A 26417-nucleotide genomic window follows, 5' to 3' on the forward strand; every position below is an offset into this window, starting at 1 on the left:
TATGTTACAGATAGCCGATAAAACCTTTTCTTCCCGTTTATTCACCGGCACCGGCAAATTTTCCAGCCCTGCCATGATGCTGGAAGCATTAAAAGAATCCGGCACACAACTGGTGACAATGGCAATGAAACGGGTCGATTTGCGCGGTGGTGATGATGGCATTCTGCGCCCACTGCAGCAACTGGGCGTGCAGTTGCTGCCCAATACGTCCGGTGCCAAAACGGCGGAAGAAGCTATTTTCGCCGCCAGGCTGGCCCGTGAAGCGCTGGGCACTCACTGGCTGAAGCTGGAGATCCATCCTGATGTGCGCTATCTGCTGCCTGATGCGGTTGAAACGCTAAAAGCGGCCGAAGCATTGGTGAAAGAGGGGTTCACCGTGCTCCCTTACTGCCACGCCGATCCGGTGCTGTGCAAAAGGCTGGAGGAAGCAGGCTGTGCGGCAGTGATGCCGCTGGGAGCACCCATTGGCAGCAATCAGGGGCTCAAAACCCGCGATCTGCTGGCGATGATCATAGAGCAATCCTCCGTGCCGGTAGTAATCGATGCAGGAATTGGCGCCCCCAGTCACGCCAGCGAGGCACTGGAGCTGGGCGCAGATGCGGTGCTGGTTAACACCGCCATAGCTTCAGCGATTCATCCGGTACAGATGGCGCGTGCTTTCCGGCTGGCGGTTGAGGCTGGAGCACTCGCTTATCGTAGCGGGCTGGGCAGCCGCCATCAGCAGGCGATTGCCACCAGTCCGCTGACCAGTTTTCTGCAAAACGGGGTAATGGAATGAGGAGCTTTGTCTCTGAGTGGGAAAAGCTGGAGTGGGACGATATCCGGCTGCGCATCAACAGCAAAACGGCAGCCGACGTTGAGCAGGCGCTGAATGCCCATAAAGTGGGCCGCGAGGAGCTGATGGCGCTCCTCTCGCCTGCCGCTCAGGCTTATCTTGAGCCACTGGCGAGAAAGGCGCAGCTCCTCACCCGCCAGCGCTTTGGTCATGCGGTGAATCTGTTTGTACCCCTGTATCTATCAAATCTCTGCGCAAACGATTGTACATACTGCGGCTTCTCCATGAGCAACCGTATCAAACGCAAAACGCTGGATGCGGATGAGATCGAGCGTGAATGCCAGGCAATCCGCGCTATGGGGTTCGATCAGCTGTTGCTGGTCACGGGCGAGCACCAGACAAAGGTGGGTATGGACTATTTCCGTCAGCACCTGCCGGCCATCAGGTCACATTTCAGTTCGCTGATGATGGAAGTGCAGCCGATGAGCGAACCGGAGTATGCCGAGCTGAAAGCGCTGGGGCTGGATGGCGTACTGGTGTATCAGGAAACTTATCATCCGGCGGTGTACAGCCAGCATCACCTGAAAGGGAATAAACAGGACTTCTTTTTCCGGCTGGAGACCCCTGACCGGTTGGGCCGCGCGGGCGTGGATAAAATCGGGCTGGGGGCGCTGATTGGGTTGTCAGAAAGCTGGCGTACGGACTGCTACATGATGGCGGAGCATTTGCTGTGGCTGCAAAAAACGTACTGGCAAAGCCGTTATTCTGTCGCCTTCCCCCGCCTGAGGCCCTGCGCTGGCGGGATCCAACCGGCTTCGCTGATGGATGAGGCTCAGCTGGTACAGGTGATCTGCGCCTACCGTCTGTTTGCGCCGGAAGTTGAACAATCCCTTTCAACCCGTGAATCACCGCAGTTTCGCGATAGGGTCGTGCCGCTGGCTATTAACACCGTCAGCGCCTTTTCGAAGACCCAGCCAGGCGGCTATGCGGATGGCAAAATCGAGCTGGAGCAGTTTGCTCCGCATGATAACCGCCATCCGCAGCAGGTGGCCAGAGCGCTGGTACAAAGAGGACTGCAACCCGTCTGGAAAGACTGGGACAGCTATCTGGGACGGAAGCCAGTGATTTAGAACGAACCCGCAGCGTTGTCAGGCATGCCACCAGAGATCGGCAAGTTTGGCAACGTCTGCTTCTGGTCGGCAAAAATGACCCGGCCAATCAGGCTGTCTTTATTCACCACGCCATATTTCAGGTTTGTTGCCAGGAACTTACGTTCCAGCCCGGTCAGTTTAATCAACGGAGGCAACGCTTCCGGCACGCTGTCCACCATCATCATTCGGCTGAGCTGTACGGCATTCCAGCTGACCAGGCGTTGATAATAGAAAGCATTAGCTTCGCATTTTCTCAAATAAAAGTTGTACTGATTGTACTCGCGAAGCGCCAGCTGTTGAGCAATATTCAGTATGAGATAGCCTGGATCGGTAATGCGCTGTACAACCTGTTCATAATCAGGTCTGCTTTTCAACTGGCGGAAATACTCCACAGCACCAAGTTCCATAATCGGACTGAAATAATGCAGCCAGCGTTTAATAAAATCATTACCCGGTGGCGCAGCCATAAACCAGGTTTCAATAATGGGATAATTTTTGTCTACCGTTGAAACATCACGATAAAAAGCGACCATATCGTAGCGACTGTTCAGATTTACCGACAGGAAGTTGTCAAGAGAACGATTAAGAATGGTCGTGGCATCCATCCAGATCCCGCCGTATCTGTATAGCAATTCCAGGCGGATATAATCGCTTTTATGGGCCACCAGCATATCAGAACGGGTGAACTGCAACCCAGGCAGAAACTGCTGCAGGTTAACACTGTTGACTACGGTCAGCTTATATTCCGGGTTTTCACGGGCTATTTTGTTCACGAATGCCTGTATTTCTGATGGCAGTGTGGAGCCTGCCCAGAACATCCAGATCTGTTTAGGAATGGCAGGCAAAGCCGCAGGGTGAACCACAATATCCAGGTCTTTCTCAAGAGAAGGATCGTAATCGGCTAATCTCTTGCGCTTACCTATTTTTTTCTCTGCCAGCAGCCGTAATGAGACCACATTTTTCAATAGCGGACGCACCAGTGCCTTGAGTGAATTCTTATTCATAACCTCTCCTGCGCCAGGCCATGAGAAAGACCCAGATAATATAGATATAGAAGATCCACGCCCATGAAATGGACGCAAAGAGGGACAGCAGATTTATTTTAATAAAGCTAACAAAGAAAATTCACATCAACAATGGAAAGTCGTGGAAAGCGGGAATTTAAGAAAAACCTCAGCGCCAGTTTATTCATTAATTTCACAAACATGCCGCAAATTCAGACGAGAAATTAATAAATATATTTAAGTTAAGCAATACTGAAGAAACAATCGCTTAATGAAATACATTTCGCAGTTTTGTTTATAAACATGTAACGATATTAATTAATCCTGAAGCGTCATCGCAAAACTAATTTATGGTACTGGTGGCATTTTTTTAGCAGCGTACGGTAAGCGCGGTCGATGCCATGACGGCACCGACCAGGCCCGGTGACACTCCTCCCCTGTCGGGCCTGCCTCACTTCATCACTGCCGAAGAGGGGAGGCATTTCTCCATGGCCAGCTCAACAGCGGCACCAAGGATCGCCAGCGCCTTATCAGTTCGCTCGGTAAAGGGCTGGGCATAGTTAAGGCGTAAACAATTACGGTACTTACCGGAAGCGGAAAACAGTGAACCGACGGCAATTTGTATGCGACTTTCACGCAATTCCCTGTTGAGACGCACGGTATCCAGTATTTCAGGTAATTCAATCCAGATTAAAAAGCCGCCCTGCGGTCGGGTGACGCAGATCCCACAGGGGAAGTGCTTGCGAACCGAAAGGGTAAATATCTCGAGGTTACGCTGGTACATCTGCCGCATACGCCGCAGGTGCGCAGGGTAATATCCCTGGCGGATAAACTCGGCCACGGCCATCTGTGGCTGCTTTGCCGTGGAGCCGGTGACGATATATTTCATGTGCAGCACACGGTCGAGATAGCGCCCCGGAGCCACCCAGCCGACCCGCAAACCGGGTGCCAGCGTCTTGGAAAATGAGCTGCAAAGCAGAACCCGGCCGTCTTCATCCAGTGATTTCAGGGTGATGGGACGGGGATAGTCATAACTCAGCTCACCGTAAACATCATCTTCAATAATCGCCACGTCAAAACGCTGGGCCAGTGCCATCAATGCGCGCTTTCGCGGTTCCGGCATAATAAAACCCAGCGGGTTATTACAGTTGGGTACCACGATAACCGCTTTCACCGGCCACTGCTCCAGGGCCAGCTCCAGAGCTTCAAGGCTGATGCCGGTGCCGGAGTCAGTGGGGATCTCAATGGCTTTAATGCAAAAGCCCCGCAGCGTCTGCATGGTGCCGTGAAACGTCGGTGATTCAACGGCAACAATATCTCCCGGCTGGCAAACGGCCCGGATCGAAACAGAGAGTGCTTCGTGGCAGCCAGTGGTGATCACAATATCCTGTGGCGTCAGGCTGCAGCCGCTGTCGATGGTCAGACGCGCAATCTGTTCACGCAGTTCCGGGACACCATAAAGATTGTCGTAATCCAGCATCCCCGGATCCTGCTGATGCCCGATGCGGCTGAAGATCTTCCACAACGGCTTAAGCGATGGCTGATCAAGATCCGGCATCCCGCTGCCCAACTTAACGATGTCCTTTTCTTCCCGAACGCTGAGCAGTTCGAGCACTGATTCCCACTGGGTAATTTCAACGGGTCGTTGCACCGGACGGGTTAATGCCGGGACGGGAGGAACCGCTTTGCGGGGCGTCACAAAGTATCCAGAGCGTGGCTGTGGAGTAATCAGCTGCTTCTCTTCCAGCAGATGGTAAGCCTGCTGAACTGTACTGATACTGACGCCATGTTCAGTACTCAGCGTTCTCACCGACGGCAGGCGCTCTCCAGCCTGATAAAATCCCTGCTCAATCCGCTTCGCCAGCAGATCGGCCAGATGCTTGTATCTTGTCATTGTATGCTCCGTTAAATCAGTCACCAGGGAAAACCAGTACAGATTGATTCGTAAACAACCATTCAGCGCCACTATTACGCAATCTGTATGTTAAATAAAGGTGATTTTTGCATCTGTATCGCCCGACACGTTCATTGCAGAATAGAGCCATATCAACGTGAGGAGGACAAGATGGAATTTCATGAAAACCGGGGTGGTCGCCCCTTTAAAGACTCACCGTTTCGCCTGATGTACCTGCTACCTTACCGACTGTGGAGAGCCTGGCGGCTGAGAGCACACACCCGCAAGGTTCTCTCCAACCTGAGTGACCTGCAGCTGAAAGATATCGGTTTAACCTGCGAAGATGTGAAGCGTTATAAATAATGTGGTGTTGGGCGCAGGGATTACTGCACCCTTTTTTGGGGCGGCTGAATTCGTTTAGCTGCCCATTTTTCGCTGGGATTTCAGGCATAAAAAAACCCCACCGAAGTGGGGTTTTTAAGCTGGGTATTAGCGACGATTAATCGTCGTTGCCACCCAGGCCAGCGTTCAGCAGCTCTGCCAGGCTGGCAGACGCTTCGTCTGCAGTCACCTGAGGCACCACTGGTGCTTCGCCAGCAGCCTTGCGGCGCATACGATCCTGGTGATAAGCGTAACCTGTACCGGCTGGGATCAGACGGCCCACGATAACGTTCTCTTTCAGGCCGCGCAGTTCGTCGCGTTTACCCGCAACGGCTGCTTCGGTCAGTACGCGCGTTGTTTCCTGGAACGAGGCCGCAGAGATGAAGGACTCGGTCGCCAGTGACGCTTTGGTGATACCCAGCAGATCGCGCACGTATGTGGCCGCGATTTTGCCGTTGGCTTCCAGGTCTCGGTTGGAGATCTTAACCCGTGACACTTCAACCTGCTCGCCATCCAGGAAGTCGGAACTGCCTGCACTTTCGATGGTGGCTTTACGCAGCATCTGCCGAACGATGACTTCGATGTGCTTATCGTTAATCTTAACGCCCTGCAGGCGGTAAACTTCCTGCACTTCGTTAGTGATGTAACGGGTCACAGCATGCACGCCACGCAGACGCAGGATGTCATGCGGTGACTCTGGTCCATCGGAAACCACGTCACCACGCTCCACACGCTCACCTTCGAACACGTTCAGCTGACGCCATTTCGGAATCATCTCTTCGTACGGATCGCTACCGTCTACCGGGGTGATAACCAGACGACGTTTCCCTTTGGTCTCTTTACCGAAGGAGATGATGCCGCTGATTTCAGCCAGGATTGCCGGCTCTTTCGGACGACGGGCTTCGAACAGGTCAGCAACACGTGGCAGACCACCGGTGATGTCCTTGGTACCGCCAGATTCCTGCGGCACACGAGCCAGGGTATCACCAGAGCTGATCTTGATACCATCTTCCAGCTGCACAATCGCTTTGCCCGGCAGGAAGTACTGAGCAGGCATATCGGTACCTGGGATCAGCACGTCGTCACCGTTACCATCAACGATTTTCAGCGCAGGACGCAGATCTTTACCACCGGCAGTACGTTCAGCACTGTCCAGGATCACCAGAGAAGAGAGACCGGTCAGGTCATCCGTCTGGCGGGTAATGGTCTGGCCGTCGATCATATCGGTGAAGCGAACGAAACCGCTCACTTCGGTGATGACCGGCATGGTATGTGGATCCCAGTTTGCTACGGTCTCGCCCGCTGCAACCTGCTCGCCGTCACCTTTCGCCATGGCTGCACCGTAAGGAACTTTGTAGCTCTCTTTGGTACGGCCAAATTCGTCGATCATTTTCAGTTCAACGTTACGTGAAGTGATGATCAGTTTGCCCGCGGAGTTGGTTACCGACTTGGCGTTGATCAGCTTCAGCGTACCTTTGTTCTTGACCTGAATGCTGGATTCAGCAGCCGCACGAGATGCCGCACCACCGATGTGGAACGTACGCATCGTCAGCTGTGTACCCGGCTCACCGATGGACTGTGCAGCGATAACGCCGATGGCCTCACCTTTGTTGATGATGTGACCACGTGCCAGATCGCGTCCATAACAGTGGGCGCACACGCCGAAGTCAGTTTCGCAACTTACAACAGAGCGGACTTTCAGGCTGTCGACTGAATGCTCTTCCAACAGGTCACACTGGTGTTCGTGCAGCAGCGTGTTACGCGGCAGCAGAATGTCAGCAGTACCTGGCTTCAGCACATCTTCCGCGGTCACACGACCCAGAACACGTTCGCGCAGTGGTTCTTTAACATCACCACCCTCGATAACCGGAGTCATCATGATACCTTCATGGGTACCACAATCGTCTTCGGTCACCACCAGATCCTGTGCCACGTCAACCAGACGACGGGTCAGATAACCGGAGTTCGCGGTTTTCAGTGCGGTATCCGCCAGACCTTTACGGGCACCGTGCGTGGAGATGAAGTACTGGAGTACGTTCAGACCTTCACGGAAGTTCGCGGTGATCGGCGTTTCGATGATGGAGCCATCTGGCTTAGCCATCAGACCACGCATACCGGCCAGCTGGCGAATCTGTGCAGCAGAACCACGAGCACCGGAGTCGGCCATCATGAAGATGCTGTTGAAGGAGACCTGACGCTCTTCCTCACCGTCACGGTTAATGACGACTTCGGTAGACAGGTTTTCCATCATTGCTTTCGCAACACGTTCGTTAGCGGCAGCCCAGATATCGATCACTTTGTTATAGCGTTCGCCGGCTGTGACCAGACCAGACTGGAACTGCTCCTGGATCTCAGCCACTTCAGCTTCCGCTTCGGTGATGATTTCCACTTTCTTCTCCGGGATAACCATGTCGTCGATACCAACAGACGCACCAGAGCGAGCCGCATAGGCAAAGCCGGTGTACATGGTCTGGTCAGCAAAGATAACCGTTGGTTTCAGTCCCAGGATGCGGTAACAGGTGTTCAGCATCCTGGAGATCGCTTTCTTGCCCAGCGCCTGGTTGACGATGGAGAAAGGCAGACCTTTTGGCACGATCATCCACAGGATGGCACGACCAATCGTCGTATCGATCAGGCTGGTTTTAGCAACCCACTCGCCCTGCTCATTTTTCTCGTGCTCAGTAATACGCACCTTAACGCGGGCGTGCAGAGAGGCCAGGCCAGCGCGGTAAATACGCTCAGCTTCTTTCGGGCCTGTCAGCACCATGCCTTCGCCTTTGGCGTTAACACAGTCGCGGGTCATGTAGTACAGACCCAGTACAACGTCCTGAGAAGGAACAATGATTGGTTCACCGTTCGCAGGAGACAGGATGTTGTTGGTAGACATCATCAGCGCACGCGCTTCCAACTGGGCTTCCAGCGTCAGCGGTACGTGAACAGCCATCTGGTCACCATCGAAGTCGGCGTTATAAGCCGCACAAACCAGCGGGTGCAGCTGGATGGCTTTACCTTCGATCAGCACTGGCTCAAAGGCCTGGATACCCAGACGGTGCAGCGTTGGTGCACGGTTCAGCAGGACCGGGTGTTCGCGGATCACTTCATCCAGGATATCCCAGACAACAGCTTCTTCACGCTCAACCATTTTCTTGGCGGCTTTAATGGTGGTAGCAAGACCACGCAGTTCCAGCTTGCCGTAGATGAACGGTTTGAACAGCTCCAGTGCCATTTTCTTCGGCAGACCACACTGGTGCAGACGCAGGTATGGACCTACGGTGATAACGGAACGACCAGAGTAGTCGACACGTTTACCCAGCAGGTTCTGACGGAAACGACCCTGTTTACCTTTGATCATATCGGCCAAAGATTTCAGAGGACGTTTGTTAGAACCGGTGATCGCACGACCGCGACGGCCGTTATCCAGCAGCGCATCGACCGCTTCCTGCAGCATACGTTTTTCGTTACGTACGATGATATCTGGCGCAGCCAGATCCAGCAGGCGTTTCAGACGGTTGTTACGGTTGATCACGCGACGGTACAGATCGTTCAGATCCGACGTAGCGAAACGACCGCCGTCCAGCGGAACCAACGGACGCAGGTCCGGCGGCAGCACAGGCAGCACGGTCAGGATCATCCACTCTGGCTTGTTGCCAGACTGCACGAACGCTTCCAGCAGCTTGATACGCTTGGTCAGTTTTTTACGTTTGGTTTCGGAGTTGGTTTCGTTCAGCTCTTCACGCAGCTGCTCGCATTCCTGCTCCAGATCCATGTTTTTCAACAGGGCCTGGATCGCTTCCGCACCCATTTTCGCGTCGAATTCGTCACCAAACTCTTCCAGCGCATCCAGATACTGCTCTTCAGTCAGGATCTGACGACGCTCAAGGTTAGTCATGCCGCCTTCAACAACCACATAAGATTCGAAGTACAGCACGCGCTCGATATCACGCAGTGGCATGTCCAGCAGTAAACCGATGCGGGATGGCAGCGATTTCAGGAACCAGATGTGCGCAGTTGGAGAAGCCAGCTCAATGTGGCCCATGCGCTCACGGCGAACTTTGGTCTGTGTAACTTCAACGCCACACTTCTCACAGATTACACCGCGATGTTTCAGGCGCTTGTACTTACCGCACAGGCACTCGTAGTCTTTTACCGGCCCGAAAATACGCGCACAGAAAAGCCCGTCACGTTCTGGTTTGAACGTACGGTAGTTAATGGTTTCTGGCTTTTTAACTTCACCAAAAGACCAGGAACGGATCATGTCTGGCGAGGCCAGAGCAATTTTGATCGCATCAAACTCTTCGGTCTTAGTTTGCGCTTTCAGAAACTTAAGTAAGTCTTTCACGGATTAGCTCCCGTCGGAGTGAGACTTCTCAGCACGCCCGGCAGGGCGTGCTGTAACCAGTACAAATTCGAGTGCTTACTCGTCTTCCAGCTCGATGTTAATACCCAGCGAGCGGATCTCTTTCAACAGTACGTTGAAGGATTCCGGCATGCCCGGTTCCATCTGATGGTTGCCGTCAACGATGTTTTTATACATCTTGGTACGGCCGTTCACGTCATCAGACTTCACGGTCAGCATTTCCTGCAGGGTATAAGCGGCACCGTATGCTTCCAGTGCCCACACTTCCATCTCACCGAAGCGCTGTCCACCGAACTGCGCCTTACCACCCAGCGGCTGCTGAGTAACCAGGCTGTAAGAGCCGGTAGAACGTGCATGCATTTTGTCATCCACTAAGTGGTTGAGTTTCAGCATGTACATGTAGCCAACGGTAACCTGACGTTCGAACTGTTCGCCGGTACGACCATCGAACAGGGTGATCTGACCGGAAGGAGGCAGGCCGCCGAGCTGCAGCAGCTCTTTGATCTCGCTCTCTTTCGCGCCATCGAACACCGGAGTCGCGATAGGCATCCCTTTCTTCAGGTTTTCCGCCAGACGCAGCACTTCATCGTCAGTGAACGTATTCAGGTCAACTTTCTGACGCACATCGGTGCCCAGATCGTACGCGCGCTGAATGAACTCACGCAGTTTGGACACTTCTTCCTGCTTCTTAAGCATAGCGTTAATTTTCTCGCCGATGCCCTTCGCAGCCATACCCAGGTGGGTTTCAAGAATCTGACCAATGTTCATACGTGATGGTACGCCCAGCGGGTTCAGTACGATATCGACCGGCGTACCGTTCTCATCGTATGGCATATCTTCGATCGGGTTGATCTTGGAGATAACACCTTTGTTCCCGTGACGACCTGCCATTTTGTCACCAGGCTGGATCTGACGTTTAACGGCCAGATACACTTTAACGATTTTCAGCACGCCAGGTGCCAGGTCATCGCCCTGAGTGATTTTGCGGCGTTTCGCTTCGAGTTTTTTCTCAAACTCGTGCTTCAGTTCGTCGTACTGCTCTGCCAGCTGTTCCAGCTGGTTTTGCTTGTCTTCGTCGGTCAGACCGAGTTCCAACCAGCGCTCGCGAGGCAGCTTGTCCAGTTTTTCCGCTTCAACGCCGCCGGAAACCAGCAGGTAGTTGATACGGCTGAACAGGCCGGCTTCGAGGATCTGCAATTCTTCAGACAGGTCTTTCTTCGCCTGCTTCAGTTGCATCTCTTCGATTTCCAGCGCGCGCTTGTCTTTTTCCACGCCATCGCGGGTGAAGACCTGCACGTCAATAACGGTACCAGACACGCCGTTCGGTACGCGCAGAGAAGAGTCCTTAACGTCAGACGCTTTCTCACCGAAGATCGCACGCAGCAGCTTCTCTTCTGGCGTCAGCTGGGTTTCACCTTTCGGCGTAACCTTACCTACCAGAATGTCGCCACCGGTTACTTCAGCACCGATATACACGATACCGGATTCATCCAGTTTGGAGAGCGCAGCTTCACCCACGTTAGGGATGTCAGCGGTGATCTCTTCCGGCCCCAGCTTGGTGTCACGGGACACACATGCCAGTTCCTGAATGTGGATGGTGGTGAAGCGATCTTCCTGTACCACGCGCTCGGAGACCAGGATGGAGTCTTCGAAGTTGTAGCCGTTCCACGGCATGAACGCGACGCGCATGTTCTGACCCAGAGCCAGTTCGCCCAGATCCGTTGAAGGACCGTCAGCCAGCACGTCACCACGTTCAATTGGTTCGCCCAGGTTGACACACGGCATCTGGTTGATACAGGTGTTCTGGTTAGAACGGGTGTATTTGGTCAGGTTGTAAATGTCGATACCGGCTTCGCCCGGGTACATCTCGTCTTCGTTAACTTTAATAACGATACGGGAAGCATCCACGTACTGAACGGTACCACCACGTTTCGCTACGGCTGTTACACCGGAGTCAACCGCTACCGCGCGTTCCATACCGGTACCTACCAGCGGCTTATCAGCACGCAGAGTGGGAACCGCCTGACGTTGCATGTTTGCACCCATCAATGCGCGGTTGGCGTCATCGTGTTCCAGGAACGGGATCAGGGAAGCACCGACAGAAACCACCTGCTGGGTGGAAACGTCCATGTAGTCAACCTGATCGCGGCTGAACAGACTTGATTCGCCTTTGCTACGGCAGGTCACCAGGTCGTCCACGAAGTGACCTTCGTCGTCGAGGTTGGTGTTCGCCTGAGCGATAACGTAGTTACCCTCTTCAATTGCAGAGAGGTAATGAATTTCGTCGGTCACCACGCCTTCGCGAACGCGACGGTATGGGGTTTCCAGGAAACCGTACTCGTTAGTCTGTGCGTACACGGACAGGGAGTTGATCAGACCGATGTTTGGACCTTCAGGCGTTTCGATTGGGCACACGCGACCGTAGTGAGTCGGGTGAACGTCTCGAACTTCAAAGCCTGCACGCTCACGTGTCAGACCGCCCGGGCCAAGTGCAGAGATACGACGCTTGTGCGTAATCTCAGACAGCGGGTTGTTCTGGTCCATAAACTGTGACAGCTGGCTGGAACCGAAGAACTCTTTCACTGCGGCAGAGATTGGCTTGGCGTTGATCATGTCCTGAGGCATCAGAGTGTCCAGGTCGCCCAGGGACAGACGCTCTTTCACCGCACGCTCAACACGAACCAGGCCTACACGGAACTGGTTTTCAGCCATTTCGCCAACGGAACGGATACGACGGTTGCCGAGGTGGTCAATATCATCCACTTCGCCAATACCGTTACGGATACCGATGAGCTTCTTCATCACTTCAATGATGTCGTCTTTGCTCAGGATACCTGAACCTTCGATCTCGTCACGCAGCAGAGAACGGTTGAACTTCATACGGCCAACCGCAGACAGATCGTAGCGGTCTTCAGAGAAGAACAAGTTCTCGAACAGGTTTTCAGCCGCTTCACGTGTTGGTGGCTCACCAGGACGCATCATGCGGTAGATCTCAACCAGCGCACTCAGGCGGTCGTTGGTTGGGTCGACTCGTACGGTTTCGGACATGTACGAGCCGTGATCCAGATCGTTAGTGAACAGCGTTTCAATACGCTTGTGGCCGGACTGGCTCAGTTTAGCCAGCAGATCCAGCGACAGCTCCATGTTGGCTGCAACGATCAGTTCGCCGGTGTTTTCGTCGATGTAATCTTTAGCGACGACTTTACCCGCGATGTATTCAACCGGAACTTCGATGTGTGCAACAGCATCTTTTTCCAGCTGACGAATATGACGTGCAGTAATGCGACGGCCTTTCTCTACGTATACCGTTCCGTTGGATTCAATATCGAAAGAGGCTGTCTCACCGCGCAGGCGCTCAGGAACCAGTTCCATCTGCAGCTTGTTGTCGCGGATTTCATACACGATTTTTTCAAAGAACAGGTCAAGGATCTGCTCAGTGGTGTAGTTCAGCGCACGCAGAATGATGGTCGCAGGCAGTTTACGGCGACGGTCAATACGGACGAACAGGTTGTCTTTCGGGTCGAACTCAAAGTCCAGCCAGGAACCACGGTAAGGGATGATACGTGCGTTATACAGCACTTTACCCGAAGAGTGGGTTTTACCCTTATCGCTGTCAAAGAAGACGCCAGGACTACGATGCAGCTGAGAAACGATAACGCGCTCTGTACCGTTGATAACAAAGGTACCGTTATCGGTCATGAGCGGAATTTCACCCATGTAAACTTCTTGTTCTTTGATGTCCTTAACGGTGCCTTCCGGCGCTTCGCGCTCGTAGATCACCAGGCGCAGTTTAACGCGCAGAGGAGCAGAATACGTGACACCACGAATCTGACACTCTTTCACATCAAATACAGGTTCGCCTAAACGGTAGCTGACGTATTGCAGCTCGGAGTTACCGCTGTAGCTTTGGATCGGGAACACGGAGCGGAAAGCAGCTTCCAGACCGTATTGACCTTCAGGATCTTGCTCGATGAACTTCTGGAACGAGTCAAGCTGGATAGAAAGGAGATATGGAATATCCAGAACTTGTGGACGTTTTCCAAAATCCTTACGAATGCGTTTTTTCTCGGTATAGGAGTAAACCATAGGGTTCCTCAGCTCGCTGAAAAGTAGAACCTCTCTGTCCGTCCAGGGGGGACAGTTCATGCAACGCTGTTTTGTCTGTTCGAAAAGCAGAAAGCTTTTCGTAATACCTCTTTCTATCACGCTTAAATCATTTCATTGCCGTTGTCAGGGCGGGGAGCCCGTTCAGGAAGGCAGTATATTAAGTCGTCGATAGAGAAAGATATTAAGCAAATCAATGACTAAACAGTGTGAAACGTCATTGACGCTTAGAGCGCAAAAAGGCTGGTGACCGAAAAGTCACCAGCCATCAGCCTGAGTCACCCTTGCGGATTAATCAAGCTGCAACCTGAAAGGTTGGCTTACTTAACTTCAACTTCTGCGCCAGCTTCTTCCAGTGCTTTCTTCAGAGCTTCTGCGTCGTCTTTGCTGATGCCTTCTTTCAGGGCAGCAGGTGCAGACTCAACCAGGTCTTTGGCTTCTTTCAGGCCCAGACCAGTCGCGCCGCGTACTGCTTTGATCACGGCAACTTTGTTAGCGCCGATAGCTTTCAGTACAACGTCGAACTCAGTTTTTTCTTCAGCAGCTTCAGCAGGACCGCCAGCAGCAACAGCTACAGCAGCAGCAGCAGAAACACCGAATTTTTCTTCCATAGCGGAAACCAGCTCAACAACGTCCATTACAGACATAGCCGCTACTGCTTCCAGAATTTGATCTTTAGTGATAGACATGACAATTGTTCCTGTGAATCAGAAAATAGTTTATACGTTAAAGTGCAACAGGCAAAAAGTGCGATTAAGCAGCTTCTTTGGCGTCGCGAACGGCTGCCAGAGTGCGGACCAGTTTGCCTGCAGCGGCTTCTTTCATGGTCGACATCAGACGTGCCAGCGCTTCTTCGTAAGTTGGCAGAGTTGCCAGACGGTCAATATTGGCCGCACTGATCAGCTCACCTTCAAAGGCCGCAGCTTTGACCTCAAATTTTGCATTCGCTTTCGCGAACTCTTTGAACAGACGAGCAGCAGCGCCCGGGTGTTCCATAGAGTATGCAATCAGGGTCGGACCGACGAACGTGTCTTTCAGGCACTCGAATGGAGTCCCTTCAACGACGCGGCGCAGCAGGGTGTTACGAACAACACGCATGTATACGCCAGCTTCACGACCTGCTTTACGCAGTTCAGTCATTTTGTCTACGGTCACGCCGCGAGAATCCGCAACAACCGCAGACAGCGCGCCTTTGGCTACTTCGCTGACTTCAGCAACAATCGCTTGTTTGTCTTGAAGATTTATTGCCATTAGCTTTTGCTCCTGGATTTTGGCCGGAGATGAATTTCTCCGGAACTCACTTCACCTGACCCCGGTTGCCCGGCGCAGGCGCTAAACACGGTGAGCAGAATCCAGCAAAGACTATAAAAATATTCTTCAGGTTCTGTCACCATCTACGCAGGAAATTAAGTGTTACCTTGCGGTCGCACACCTGCGGTCTTGGACGGAGGCCTGGATAAGGCCAGGCTCCAACCGAAAATTCTGTCTATCCGGCGTCATTCAAACTGCGAGTGACTGGAATAGGGGTTCTGTATAATTACAGAACAACGGGCGTAAGATTCTAGTAGAAACTTTCACCCGCGTAAAGCAGATTAGTTAGCAGCAGCGTTCAGGCCAGCCTGATCAACCGCAACACCTGCACCCATAGTGGTGGAGATGCTAACTTTCTTGATGAAAACACCTTTAGCCTGAGAAGGTTTAGCTTTTTTCAGCGCAACCAGCAGGGATTCCAGGTTTTCTTTCAGTTTATCTGCGTCGAAATCAACTTTACCGATAGTGGTATGGATGATCCCGTTTTTGTCGTTACGGTAACGAACCTGACCTGCTTTAGCGTTCTTAACAGCTTCAGCAACGTTAGGGGTTACAGTACCAACTTTCGGGTTTGGCATCAGACCACGTGGGCCCAGAACCTGACCCAGCTGGCCAACAACGCGCATTGCATCAGGAGATGCGATAACCACGTCGAAGTTCATTTCGCCTTTTTTGATCTGGTCAGCCAGATCTTCCATACCTACCAGCTCAGCGCCGGCTGCTTTAGCAGCTTCAGCGTTTGCGCCCTGGGTAAATACGGCAACGCGAACGGAACGGCCAGTACCGTGTGGCAGTACAGTTGCACCGCGCACGTTCTGGTCAGATTTACGAGCATCAATGCCCAGGTTTACCGCTACGTCAACGCTTTCTACGAACTTGGCAGTAGCCAGTTCTTTCAGCAGAGCAACAGCTTCGTTGATGTCATACTGTTTAGTTGCATCAACTTTGTCACGGATCACGCGCATGCGCTTGGTCAGCTTAGCCATTTCTTAGTCCTCTACTACCAGGCCCATGGAACGAGCAGTACCTTCGATGGAGCGAGTCATCGCTTCAACGTCAGAACCAGTCATGTCCGCAGCTTTGGTTTCTGCGATTTCACGTACCTGAGCACGAGATACTTTACCTACTTTGTCTTTGTTCGGCTTGCCGGAACCAGACTTGATACCAGCCGCTTTCTTCAGCAGTACTGCTGCAGGAGGGGTTTTGGTAACGAAGGTGAAAGAACGGTCAGAATAAACGGTAATAACAACCGGAGTTGGCAGACCTTTCTCAATGGATTCTGTTTTGGCGTTGAACGCTTTACAGAATTCCATGATGTTAACGCCCTGCTGACCCAGTGCCGGACCAACCGGTGGACTTGGGTTTGCCATACCGGCTGCAACCTGCAGCTTGACGTAGGCTTGTACTTTCTTAGCCATGATAATTCCTCTATTGGGTGCAAACGCTCTGTAAGGAGCTCCCCGTGATTAATATTCACACGCTGAATACAGCGCATAAAAACAAAAGGCGCGAAATTGTATTGCAATTTCGCGCCTCTCGCAACCGATTTTCACCTGCCGGGCTTACTTATTGATCACACTACCGCAAGCCGGGCTGGGGCTGAATATCAGCCTTTATCAACCTGTCCAAAGTCCAGCTCAACCGGTGTTGCACGGCCGAAGATGGAAACGGAAACTTTCAGGCGGCTTTTCTCATAATCCACTTCTTCCACCACACCGTTGAAGTCGGCAAACGGACCATCGCTGACGCGGACCAGTTCACCCGGTTCAAACAGGGTTTTCGGACGTGGCTTATCACCCGCTGACTGCAGGCGGTTCATGATCGCGTCGACTTCTTTATCGCTGATAGGTGCCGGACGATCGGAGGTCCCGCCGATGAAGCCCATGACGCGCGGCACGCTTCGCACTAAGTGCCAGCTTGCATCGTTCATGACCATCTGGACCAGAACATAGCCTGGGAAGAACTTGCGCTCGCTTTTACGACGCTGTCCGCCACGGATCTCAACCACTTCTTCGGTTGGAACCATAACTTCGCCAAAAAGTTCTTCCATGTTATGTAACTTGATATGCTCGCGCAGCGACTGGGCTACACGGCCTTCAAAACCGGAAAACGCCTGAACGACGTACCAGCGCTTTTTAGGAGCTTCAGACATCTCAGAACCTCAGGCCAGTGATAAACGATACCAGACGGACCAGAATACCATCCAGCCCCCACAAAATCAGTGACATCACGGCAGTTACCGCGGCAACGATTAACGTGGTGTGCAACGTTTCCTGACGAGTCGGCCAGATGACCTTGCGAACTTCAGTGCGCGCTTCACGGGCAAAAGCCAGCGTTGACTTGCCTTTTGCCGTCAGCAGCGCGATGCCACCTGCTGCTGCGATCAGGATTACAACGGCCAGCGCACGCAGCGGGAGGGTAATTTCACGGTAATAGTAGTTGCCTACGATAGCTGCAATCAGCAACACCGCCACAACCAGCCATTTTACCGCTTCCAGGCCGCGCCCGCTCCCTTGAGCTTCGGTATTAGCACTCATAAACCAACCTGCCACAATAAATCAGAAACTATTTTGCCCCGTAAAACGAGGCAACCGAACCGAATGATGCTGTCAGGCGAAACTCGGCATATAACGCCGTGCAACAGAGCCTGCCTCAGCAATGATTATGGTTGAAAATCACTGATGAGCCAGGTTCTATGTTACAGCGTGCAAAAAGGGCATCAAATGATGCCCTCTTCATGTGCGTTGCGTCAAATATTATCAGCGATTATGCGATAACTTTAGCAACAACACCCGCACCAACAGTACGACCACCTTCACGGATTGCGAAACGCAGACCGTCGTCCATCGCGATTGGGTGGATCAGGGTAACAACCATTTTGATGTTGTCACCAGGCATCACCATCTCAACGCCTTCTGGCAGTTCGATAGTACCGGTCACGTCAGTAGTACGGAAGTAGAACTGAGGACGGTAGCCTTTGAAGAACGGAGTATGACGGCCGCCTTCGTCTTTAGACAGAATATAAACTTCTGACTCGAACTTGGTGTGTGGCTTGATTGAGCCTGGCTTAGCCAGAACCTGACCACGCTGGATATCTTCGCGCTTGATACCGCGCAGCAGGATACCGCAGTTCTCACCAGCACGGCCTTCGTCCAGCAGTTTGCGGAACATTTCAACGCCAGTACAGGTTGATTTAGCGGTATCTTTGATACCAACGATCTCAACTTCTTCGCCCACTTTCACGATGCCGCGCTCAACACGACCGGTAACAACGGTACCACGGCCAGAGATTGAGAACACGTCTTCGATTGGCAGCAGGAATGGCTTATCAATCGCACGCTCTGGCTCTGGGATGTAGTTATCCAGGTGACCAGCCAGTTCGATGATTTTCGCTTCCCACTCAGCGTCGCCTTCCAGCGCTTTCAGAGCAGAACCGTGAACGATTGGGGTGTCGTCGCCCGGGAAGTCGTACTGTGACAGCAGGTCACGAACTTCCATTTCTACCAGTTCCAGCAGCTCTTCGTCATCAACCATGTCGCACTTGTTCAGGAACACGATGATGTAAGGAACGCCAACCTGACGACCCAGCAGGATGTGCTCACGAGTCTGAGGCATTGGGCCGTCAGTTGCAGCAACGACCAGGATTGCGCCGTCCATCTGAGCAGCACCGGTGATCATGTTTTTCACATAGTCGGCGTGGCCCGGGCAGTCAACGTGCGCATAGTGGCGAGTTGGGGTGTCATATTCAACGTGTGAAGTGTTGATGGTGATACCACGAGCTTTTTCTTCTGGCGCGTTATCGATCTGGTCGAAAGCACGTGCAGAACCGCCGTAGGTTTTAGCCAGAACGGTGGTGATAGCAGCAGTCAGGGTAGTTTTACCGTGGTCAACGTGGCCGATAGTACCAACGTTGACGTGCGGTTTGGAACGTTCAAATTTTTCTTTAGACATCGCTTGTCCCTCTAAGACACGGATAAATCGGTGATATCACCACATCAACCAGGCATTGCCTGAATAGTTGAATTTTAACGCACAGAGAAGAATCAGGGAGGGAGATTTAGAAGTGGTGCTGATACCCAGAGTCGAACTGGGGACCTCACCCTTACCAAGGGTGCGCTCTACCAACTGAGCCATATCAGCACGGCTTGGAGCGGGCAGCGGGAATCGAACCCGCATCATCAGCTTGGAAGGCTGAGGTAATAGCCATTATACGATGCCCGCATCCTGGAACTCTGCTACCTGTTCTGTCTGTAGCTTATGAATAATAAGAAAAGAATTCTCATTATTCGAGTCAACCCGCATACGCTTGATGACTCCGACTGTGCTTGTGCTCAGTCTAAAATCGGTATCCCATCCCCAGACGATTTATGGAAATTTTTCATCTGGTTCAACCTTAACCTCAAGGTCGGGATGGTGGTGGGGGAAGGATTCGAACCTTCGAAGTCGATGACGGCAGATTTACAGTCTGCTCCCTTTGGCCGCTCGGGAACCCCACCTGGGGTACTTGATGGTGCCGGCTACCGGAATCGAACTGGTGACCTACTGATTACAAGTCAGTTGCTCTACCAACTGAGCTAAGCCGGCATCAAGTGACGCGCATTCTAGGAAGACCGGCCGCATGATGCAACAAAAAAATCGCGATAAATGTTCTTATGCCTGGTATTTGTGCAATTCTTCGCAAATCGCCCCTCTTATTCAGGATTTCCGTTCATATAATCAGCGCAAGGGCGGTTTTTTCACCACCTTATTCCGGGGCATCTGACTGATAAAATCTGGTGGGCAGCATCGTCGTTAAATGAGAGTGGTGATTTTTTTGCACCATGGCGATCGTTTTGCACGTTAAGCGTGCGTTTTTTCTGCAACACGGCACATCTCTTTCCCATCCGGGCAGCGTTTTGTGAATTGGATCACTTATTGCATTTCTTCTTATAAGCCAACAGAGGAGGACACCGCATGAAAATCGTGATGATCAATGCCGCCACCCTACCTGTCTATCGTAGCGAACTGGCAGAACTGCTGCTTAACGCAGTCACCAGCGACGCCGCGGATGGCGAACGACAACGTCTTTCTCAGGAGCAGGCAGAGAGTTATTTTCACAGCCTGCGGGCCGGGCTGGCTAAAGGTGACAGAAAGCTGTGGATTGCCCGCGACGATCAGGGCGTCACTGGCAGCGTCCAGCTGGAGGTTTGCCTGAAGCCGGAAGGCCGTAATCGCGCCGAGATTCAGCAACTGCTGGTTCACGATCGCGCCCGCCGCCTGGGCACAGGTAAAAAGCTGATGGCAGCTCTGGAAGAAGAAGCAATGAATCTGCAGCGCGGCCTCCTTTATCTGGATACGCCAGCAGGAGGTGCCGCCGAAGCTTTTTATCGCGCGCTGGGATATCGTTGCCTGGGCGAGCTGCCTGACTTCTCCTGCACTTCTGAAGGTTACTCCCACTCTGCCGTCATCTATTACAAGCGGCTGTTTGCGGTTAATCAGGTTATCAGGGCGATTGCCAGCTAAAAATTCAATAAATGCGGGTGCCGTTACGTTTGCACCCGCAGATTTTATTTTTCCTTCTGGTTAGGCCCCGTCTGGTGGTAACCTCCTGCCCATTGTTTTCTGAAATTTCCCTTAGTCCGTGAGTCGGCGTTGCCGCGCTCCTGAAATGTTTTCACATCACGACGGGCAAATTCTTGCTGGCAGAAGCATGCATATGAGTAAAAAAGAATCCTTGTTGACCACACCCTACCTGCAATTTAACCGCACTCAATGGGCCGCGCTGCGTGATTCCGTGCCGATGACCCTGAGTGAAGAGGAAATTGCCCGTCTTGAGGGGATAAACGAAGATTTGTCTATTGAGGAAGTGGCTGAGATCTATCTGCCGCTCTCCCGCCTGCTTAACTTTTATATCAGTTCCAATCTGCGCCGCCAGGCCGTGCTGGAACAGTTCCTCGGCACCAACGGCCAGAAGATCCCCTATATCATCAGCATTGCTGGCAGCGTGGCGGTGGGCAAAAGCACCACGGCTCGCGTACTGCAGGCTCTGCTCAGTCGCTGGCCGGAACACCGCCGCGTTGAGCTGATCACCACCGACGGTTTTCTGCATCCCAATGATGTATTGAAAGAACGCGGGCTGATGAAGAAGAAAGGGTTCCCGCAATCGTATGATATGCACCGGCTGGTGAATTTCGTGTCCGATCTGAAATCGGGTGCATCGCAGGTCACCGCTCCGGTTTATTCACACCTGATTTATGACGTCATTCCTGACGGCGATAAAGTGGTGCAACAACCGGACATCCTGATTCTGGAAGGGCTGAACGTGCTGCAGAGTGGTATGGATTATCCCCATGACCCGCATCACGTCTTTGTTTCTGACTTCGTGGATTTCTCCATTTACGTTGATGCCCCACAGGAGCTGCTGCAGCACTGGTACATCAATCGCTTCCTTAAATTCCGTCAGGGTGCCTTTACCGATCCCGATTCCTACTTCCACCACTACGCACAGCTGCCGGAAGATGAAGCTGTGGGCATAGCGAAACAGCTATGGGAAGAGATCAACCTGATGAATCTGAAGGAAAACATTCTGCCGACCCGCGAGCGGGCAAGCCTGATCATGACCAAAAGCGTTAATCACGCGGTGGATCTGGTGAGATTAAGAAAATAACCGCTGGCCGCCTCATTGCGGGTGGCCACGTTCACGTTTTTAGCGATGCGCATCAAGCCAGACAGCGTAGGCTTCATCCCAAATCGCCGCAGGCGTTCCCGCTTTACCCAAACCAAATCCATGCCCACCACGGGTAATTTTAATCTGCTGGACCGGCACGCCCATCCGGCGGCAGGTATCGTGCATGATTTGCGTGTTATGCGGATTGGAAATTGGATCGTCATCGGCCTGCGCTAAAAATGTCGGCGGAAACTTACGTGTGACGTAGCTTTCCACGGACCAGCCAGCTTCATCCGCTGGAGAAGGATTTGCGCCGAGCAGCTCAAAATGAGTGTGCGTATTAATGTAAGGGGGTTCGAGGGTGATCACCGGGTAGATTAACGCAGCGGTGTCCACCACCGGTACGATATGATCCATCGAGTCCTGCGGTTCATAAGTCACGAAATCAGGACGCGCCGCCGCCATACCCATCAGGTGGCCGCCAGCCGAGAAACCCAGCAGATGAACTTTGCGCTCCATTGAGCGAACCAACCTGATCGCCCGCTGGGCATCCTGCAGCGGTGCCAGCCGCCCGGCCTTCCACTTCTCACGCGGCAGCCGGTAACTCAGTACATAAGCAGTGTAGCCACGGGCATTCAACCAGCGCGCCACCGGCCAGGCCTCCCCCCCCATACCAATCCAGCGGTAACCGCCACCGGCCGCGATCAGCACCGCCGAACCGTTAGGCTCCTCAGGCTGAAAGCGTTGGATCGCAGGGCTGACAATATTCGACCATGAGCCGTTAGCAGAAATACGCAACTCCCCACTCGGGCCTCCGCCGCCAGGAGGATCGTCCTGCCAGAGAGGAATAATATCTTCTCTGGCAAACAGCTTTCCGGTCGTCATGGCAAGCAACGTGGCGCCGGTTCCCAGTATCAACCGACGACGACTAATCATCTGGCATTTCCATCCTCTGTGACAAACAAAATGACATAACCATGCCGCCGCACCGGACAGCCGTGCGTACAGAGAAAATATGCAATGTGAGTGCCAAAAACAATTGGGTAATTACGGGCCACACTATGCCGGGCTTTTATAACCGTTTTTTTTATCGGCATGAAGATGAAGTCTCTTCACCGCTTTTTATGCGATTTGCCCCCGATGAGGCAAGCAAAAAAAGACTCAGCCAGAAAAAAGAGGGGAAAACTGCCCGGAAAGACCAGGCAGGGAGTAAGGTCAATGGCTCGCGGCCTTTTCACGGCGGGACAAGCTGTCCAAGTAGCCCATCACAAAAGCGGACAGCACAAATGCCAGATGGATGATCACATACCACATCAGCTTGTTGTCCGGGATATTCCTCGCATCCATAAATACCCGCAGCAGATGAATAGAAGAGATCGCCACAATTGAGGCCGCGACTTTATTTTTCAGTGAGCCGGAGTCCATTTTGCCGAGCCAGCTGAGTTTTTCCTTGTCCGCGGAAATATCCAGTCTGGAGACGAAATTCTCATATCCCGACAGCATCACCATCACCAGCAGGCCGCCAACCAGCGTCATGTCGATCATCGACAGCAAAACCAGCACCAGATCGTTTTCGGCCATCGCCAGCACATTTGGCAGCAGGTGAAAGACTTCCTGGAAAAACTTGATAGCCAGCGCTAACAGGCCAAGCGACAGCCCGAGGTAAACCGGTGCCAGCAGCCAGCGCGAAGCATAAATAAGATTTTCAGTGAAACGTTCCATAACATCCCGTAGGCAGTTCAACACGGGCATCAGTATACCTGAGTCAATGTTAAATTCTGCATCGGGGGCCGTCATAACCCCGGAATTTAACGGACTTTACTTGCCTGCGAGGTGGGGGCATTCTCCGTGGCCGGTTCCAGCACGCGCTGAACCTGGCGCTCATAGCCAGTCAGGCCCTGAGTCATTTCATTCCCGGCGCGGGCCTGACCGAAACAGAAGCCAGGATCGCACAAAGCCGCAGCATAGCTTACCGGCGCGGAAAGCGCGGTCGCTGAGGCAAAGCAAGGGCCGCCGAACGCCAGAGCGATCAGGATTAGGGAAGATTTTTTCATGTTAGGTTGCCGTAGTTAACTGACTGCAGGATTACCCTGCCAGCGCTGACTCAGTAAAACTCCCGATGCTGATTGCGATAGTCTCTGGGTGTGACGTTAAAATGCTTTTTGAACACGCGCTGGAAGCACTGCTGGGAAGAGAAACCCAGGTCCATTGAGATGGTCATGATAGTTTTGTGCGAGCTGACCAGACTTTTGGCGGCTTCATCCAGACGGCGGCAGCGGATAAATGAACCCAGGGTCATGCCCTTTTTCTCTTTAAACGCACGCTGAAGATGCCATTTTGAATAGCCGGAACGCGCTGCCACGGCTTCAATATTTAACCCATCGTCCAGATGTTCTTCAATCCAGTCGATGATGACTTCCACGATTTCGCCTTTCACTTGCTCTCTCCTGCTTTAGGCCCCCTGCATACGGTGCCGCCAGCCCTGCCACGATGAAAATAATTACTGCTTTGTGTTTATTGAATAAATTTTGATATGCAACTAATAACGTAACTTATCAAAATTTTATGAAAAGAAGGATATAAAGAAGTCTAAAATAGTTCAAATAGATATTTTGAATCTTCATTTATAGACTTCATCTATATTCTAACGGAAAGGGTATCAGGACAGCCCGGAGAGGGCTGCCCTGTGCTCCTCTAAAACAGGGAAACGATGCGACGTAACAGCCGAATTCGTGGTTCTATGGATGCCGTTTCCAGCCACTCAGCCGGGCTGTGGAAACCCGCGCCAATCGGACCCAGGCCATCAAGCGTAGGGATACCCAATGCGGCAGTATGATTTGCATCACTTCTCCCACCCACGGCCTGCCAGGTAATGGCAATCCCCTCTTCTTTTCCTGCCGCTTCCACTTTCTGCATCAGCAACTGCGTTGCCTCACTGGCCGCCATAGCGGGCTTATGAGTGAAACGGACAATCGAGGTGGTGACCCCTTCAAGAAAACCTTTCGCGCATAAAGCCTGAAGTTGGCTGTCGATACGATCGTATTCGTCGTTCTCCCAGAAACGTACATCCAGTTCAGCCGTCGCCTTATCGGCCACCACATTTCCGGCACTTCCGCCATCAACAACGCCGACATTCAGCGTGGTGCCGCGCTGCCAGTCTGCCAGAGCGCTGATGGCAATGACGCTGTGAGCCAGCGCGGTGATTGCCGAGCGCCCCTTTTCAGGATCGTTACCGGCATGCGCAGCGACCCCATTGAAGGTGAGCTGGTAGCCCGCCAATCCACTCATGTGAATAAACCGAGCCGGTCTCCTCATCCGGATTCATCGCGACCGCAATTGTCAGACGCCGGGCATCTGCCTCATCTAACCCGCGCATTGCCCACAGGATATTAAGCAGCCCACTTTTCATATCCGCCACGCCTGGGCCATAAAGGCGATTTACATCCTGGCTCAACGGACGCTGGGCAACGGTACCCGGCGGAAATACTGTATCCAGATGCCCCACCAGCAGGAGATCACATTTCTCAGCCTGCTTTTTATTGCAGACAAACAAGCCTGGCCCCACCTTATCGCCCAGATCGACCCGTTCGGTATGCCAGCCTTCGCGTTGCCACAACGCTTCCATGATGCCCGCCACTGTGGCGACGCCGTCAGGTGTCTGGGTACCGCAGTCAACATTCACCAGCGTTTTCAGTTCTTCAATGTAATGTTCAAGATTCATTGTCACGTCCTGTTCAGAGAATAATGCGCATCAGCAGCATGGCCAGCAAAGCATTGATCACCGAAATGGCAATCATCAGCGGGATACGTCCGGCTCGCGTGCCGATCACGCCAAGAACCCGACCGAGATACTGCCCCTGAGAGCCCATCAGATAGATGGCTGGTGCGAGGATCGCAAGGTGTTCGCCGGTAATCTCCAGGGCTTTAATGATGATAAAGGCCATCACCACATTAGGGAGGGTGCTGGTCGTGGCAATGTTCCAGCCCTTGCGGGCACCTTCCACAAACACATCGGTAATAACAGGATTGGACTGAGGAGCACTCATGACGCTTCTCCTTCTGCCGGGGAAGCGATGGTAGCGGATTTTCCGGTCAATTTAATGATCAGGCGCATCAGATTCGCGCCGAAGATTTTCATCACGACCATCACCGCGATGCAGGCACCGATTGAGGTGGGAACCGCAGCCGTTCCATCTGCCGCCATTAGCGTGAACAGGATCGCGCCGGAAGAGAAAAAATTAGTGATCATTGCCCCGGCAGAAAACTGAAACATGGCAAAAACATCTTTCTCATTTTCAGTAAGTTGCCCCTCATTGGCCAGATTTCGCGTCAGCGACGCACCGACATCCGTGCTTTGCAGGCTGCCAATCAGCGCCAGTCCGGTTATACCCGGTATCCCCAACAATGGCCGTAACAGAGGAGTCAGCAGCTTACGGGCGGCACGCAGTGCGCCATAATGTTCCAGCACGTTGATCATGCCGAGAGCAAACATCACCGCGGGGATCAACCCCAGCGCAAACAGAAACCCATCCATCGCGCCGCTGCCGCCCGTACCACGAAACGCACTGGCTGCAGTGGTCAGGGTGCCCTCCTCCAGACTGGCTTTACTCACCACTTTGCCGAAAGTACCATTGAGCGTGGTGAAATCGAAAACGCCGTACCACTCTTTTCCGCTTAGCAGACCAGAGAAGAAAACCGCTGCAAATCCCAGCGCTAAGTATGCGCCAGGCCCTACCTTGTAATCCTCAGGTGCAGAACTGTTCATATCCTTTTCCTTGTTAAAGTGCGATCACG

22 protein-coding genes, 4 tRNA genes and 1 pseudogene are annotated in these 26417 nt (G+C 52.8%); 5 read left to right on the top strand and 22 right to left on the bottom strand.

What is annotated here, in order from left to right; genetic code table 11:
* The first annotated feature begins 1 nt into the window (after position 1).
* Both AC3Y5R_RS14300 and thiH read left to right on the top strand, forming a co-directional pair.
* Positions 2–778, top strand: coding sequence for a thiazole synthase (locus AC3Y5R_RS14300; RefSeq protein WP_489921905.1), 777 nt, complete (start codon positions 2–4; stop codon positions 776–778).
* Positions 775–1905, top strand: coding sequence for a 2-iminoacetate synthase ThiH (gene thiH / locus AC3Y5R_RS14305; RefSeq protein WP_489921906.1), 1131 nt, complete (start codon positions 775–777; stop codon positions 1903–1905). Before AC3Y5R_RS14300 ends, thiH begins: the two co-directional genes overlap by 4 nt.
* On the opposite strand, the gene AC3Y5R_RS14310 is transcribed toward thiH, so the two are convergent.
* Positions 1902–2930, bottom strand: a complete 1029-nt coding sequence (locus AC3Y5R_RS14310) for a glycosyltransferase family 32 protein (protein WP_489921907.1) — start codon at positions 2928–2930, stop codon at positions 1902–1904. The genes thiH and AC3Y5R_RS14310 overlap by 4 nt on opposite strands.
* A 451-nt stretch (positions 2931–3381) precedes the next feature.
* Complete coding sequence (locus AC3Y5R_RS14315; protein ID WP_489921908.1) at positions 3382–4824, bottom strand: aminotransferase-like domain-containing protein; 1443 nt, start codon at positions 4822–4824, stop codon at positions 3382–3384.
* A 171-nt stretch (positions 4825–4995) separates the two neighbouring features.
* Here AC3Y5R_RS14315 and AC3Y5R_RS14320 point away from each other — a divergent pair, with 171 nt between their 5' ends.
* Positions 4996–5187, top strand: a complete 192-nt coding sequence (locus AC3Y5R_RS14320) for a DUF1127 domain-containing protein (RefSeq protein ID WP_489921909.1) — start codon at positions 4996–4998, stop codon at positions 5185–5187.
* Positions 5188–5323: 136 nt separating this feature from the next.
* Here the strand turns inward: AC3Y5R_RS14320 and rpoC are convergent, their stop codons facing one another.
* The 13 genes from rpoC to AC3Y5R_RS14385 form a co-directional block, all read right to left on the bottom strand.
* A complete protein-coding gene (gene rpoC / locus AC3Y5R_RS14325; protein ID WP_158781636.1) occupies positions 5324–9544 on the bottom strand; it encodes a DNA-directed RNA polymerase subunit beta' in 4221 nt (1406 codons plus the stop codon).
* Between the two features lie 75 nt (positions 9545–9619).
* Entirely contained in the window at positions 9620–13648 is a 4029-nt protein-coding gene (gene rpoB / locus AC3Y5R_RS14330) for a DNA-directed RNA polymerase subunit beta (protein ID WP_489921910.1), read from the bottom strand.
* A 338-nt stretch (positions 13649–13986) separates the two neighbouring features.
* Positions 13987–14355 (bottom strand): 50S ribosomal protein L7/L12, encoded by a 369-nt coding sequence (gene rplL, locus AC3Y5R_RS14335; protein WP_034934450.1) that lies wholly within the window; start codon positions 14353–14355, stop codon positions 13987–13989.
* Between the two features lie 64 nt (positions 14356–14419).
* A complete protein-coding gene (gene rplJ, locus AC3Y5R_RS14340) occupies positions 14420–14917 on the bottom strand; it encodes a 50S ribosomal protein L10 (protein ID WP_158781633.1) in 498 nt (165 codons plus the stop codon).
* A gap of 341 nt (positions 14918–15258) precedes the next feature.
* The gene (rplA, locus tag AC3Y5R_RS14345) at positions 15259–15963 is read right to left on the bottom strand and encodes a 50S ribosomal protein L1 (protein WP_158781632.1); all 705 of its coding nucleotides are present in this window, start codon (positions 15961–15963) and stop codon (positions 15259–15261) included.
* A 3-nt stretch (positions 15964–15966) separates the two neighbouring features.
* Positions 15967–16395, bottom strand: coding sequence for a 50S ribosomal protein L11 (rplK, locus tag AC3Y5R_RS14350; RefSeq protein WP_489921911.1), 429 nt, complete (start codon positions 16393–16395; stop codon positions 15967–15969).
* A gap of 188 nt (positions 16396–16583) precedes the next feature.
* The gene (gene nusG / locus AC3Y5R_RS14355) at positions 16584–17129 is read right to left on the bottom strand and encodes a transcription termination/antitermination protein NusG (protein WP_158781631.1); all 546 of its coding nucleotides are present in this window, start codon (positions 17127–17129) and stop codon (positions 16584–16586) included.
* A gap of 1 nt (position 17130) precedes the next feature.
* Positions 17131–17514: a preprotein translocase subunit SecE gene (gene secE, locus AC3Y5R_RS14360; RefSeq protein ID WP_158781630.1), complete on the bottom strand. Its 384-nt coding sequence runs from the start codon at positions 17512–17514 to the stop codon at positions 17131–17133.
* A 229-nt stretch (positions 17515–17743) separates the two neighbouring features.
* Complete coding sequence (gene tuf / locus AC3Y5R_RS14365; RefSeq protein ID WP_489921912.1) at positions 17744–18928, bottom strand: elongation factor Tu; 1185 nt, start codon at positions 18926–18928, stop codon at positions 17744–17746.
* A 113-nt stretch (positions 18929–19041) separates the two neighbouring features.
* Positions 19042–19117: transfer RNA gene (locus tag AC3Y5R_RS14370), tRNA-Thr, on the bottom strand.
* A gap of 6 nt (positions 19118–19123) precedes the next feature.
* Positions 19124–19198 (bottom strand) — tRNA-Gly (locus tag AC3Y5R_RS14375).
* A gap of 190 nt (positions 19199–19388) precedes the next feature.
* Positions 19389–19473 (bottom strand) — tRNA-Tyr (locus AC3Y5R_RS14380).
* A 12-nt stretch (positions 19474–19485) separates the two neighbouring features.
* Positions 19486–19561, bottom strand: a tRNA-Thr gene (locus AC3Y5R_RS14385).
* A gap of 369 nt (positions 19562–19930) precedes the next feature.
* Here AC3Y5R_RS14385 and AC3Y5R_RS14390 point away from each other — a divergent pair.
* Together AC3Y5R_RS14390 and coaA are read left to right on the top strand one after the other, a co-directional pair.
* Complete coding sequence (locus tag AC3Y5R_RS14390; protein WP_489921913.1) at positions 19931–20479, top strand: GNAT family N-acetyltransferase; 549 nt, start codon at positions 19931–19933, stop codon at positions 20477–20479.
* Between the two features lie 193 nt (positions 20480–20672).
* Positions 20673–21623 (top strand): type I pantothenate kinase, encoded by a 951-nt coding sequence (gene coaA, locus AC3Y5R_RS14395; protein ID WP_489921914.1) that lies wholly within the window; start codon positions 20673–20675, stop codon positions 21621–21623.
* Positions 21624–21662: 39 nt separating this feature from the next.
* On the opposite strand, the gene AC3Y5R_RS14400 is transcribed toward coaA, so the two are convergent.
* The 7 genes and pseudogenes from AC3Y5R_RS14400 to AC3Y5R_RS14430 all read right to left on the bottom strand — a co-directional run bounded on the left by AC3Y5R_RS14400 (position 21663) and on the right by AC3Y5R_RS14430 (position 26388).
* Entirely contained in the window at positions 21663–22559 is an 897-nt protein-coding gene (locus AC3Y5R_RS14400) for an alpha/beta hydrolase (protein WP_489921915.1), read from the bottom strand.
* Positions 22560–22838: 279 nt separating this feature from the next.
* Positions 22839–23345, bottom strand: a complete 507-nt coding sequence (locus AC3Y5R_RS14405; protein WP_158781160.1) for a TIGR00645 family protein — start codon at positions 23343–23345, stop codon at positions 22839–22841.
* A gap of 86 nt (positions 23346–23431) precedes the next feature.
* Positions 23432–23677: a hypothetical protein gene (locus AC3Y5R_RS14410; RefSeq protein WP_489921916.1), complete on the bottom strand. Its 246-nt coding sequence runs from the start codon at positions 23675–23677 to the stop codon at positions 23432–23434.
* Between the two features lie 50 nt (positions 23678–23727).
* Positions 23728–24060, bottom strand: a complete 333-nt coding sequence (locus AC3Y5R_RS14415; RefSeq protein ID WP_158781156.1) for a helix-turn-helix domain-containing protein — start codon at positions 24058–24060, stop codon at positions 23728–23730.
* Between the two features lie 257 nt (positions 24061–24317).
* A pseudogene (locus AC3Y5R_RS14420) lies at positions 24318–25344 on the bottom strand (M20 family metallopeptidase).
* Positions 25345–25357: 13 nt separating this feature from the next.
* Positions 25358–25669: a hypothetical protein gene (locus AC3Y5R_RS14425; protein ID WP_489921917.1), complete on the bottom strand. Its 312-nt coding sequence runs from the start codon at positions 25667–25669 to the stop codon at positions 25358–25360.
* Complete coding sequence (locus tag AC3Y5R_RS14430) at positions 25666–26388, bottom strand: nucleoside recognition domain-containing protein (protein ID WP_489921918.1); 723 nt, start codon at positions 26386–26388, stop codon at positions 25666–25668. Before AC3Y5R_RS14430 ends, AC3Y5R_RS14425 begins: the two co-directional genes overlap by 4 nt.
* Between the last annotated feature and the right edge of the window lie 29 nt (positions 26389–26417).

It is taken from the genome of Erwinia sp. 009765445, assembly GCF_058137865.1.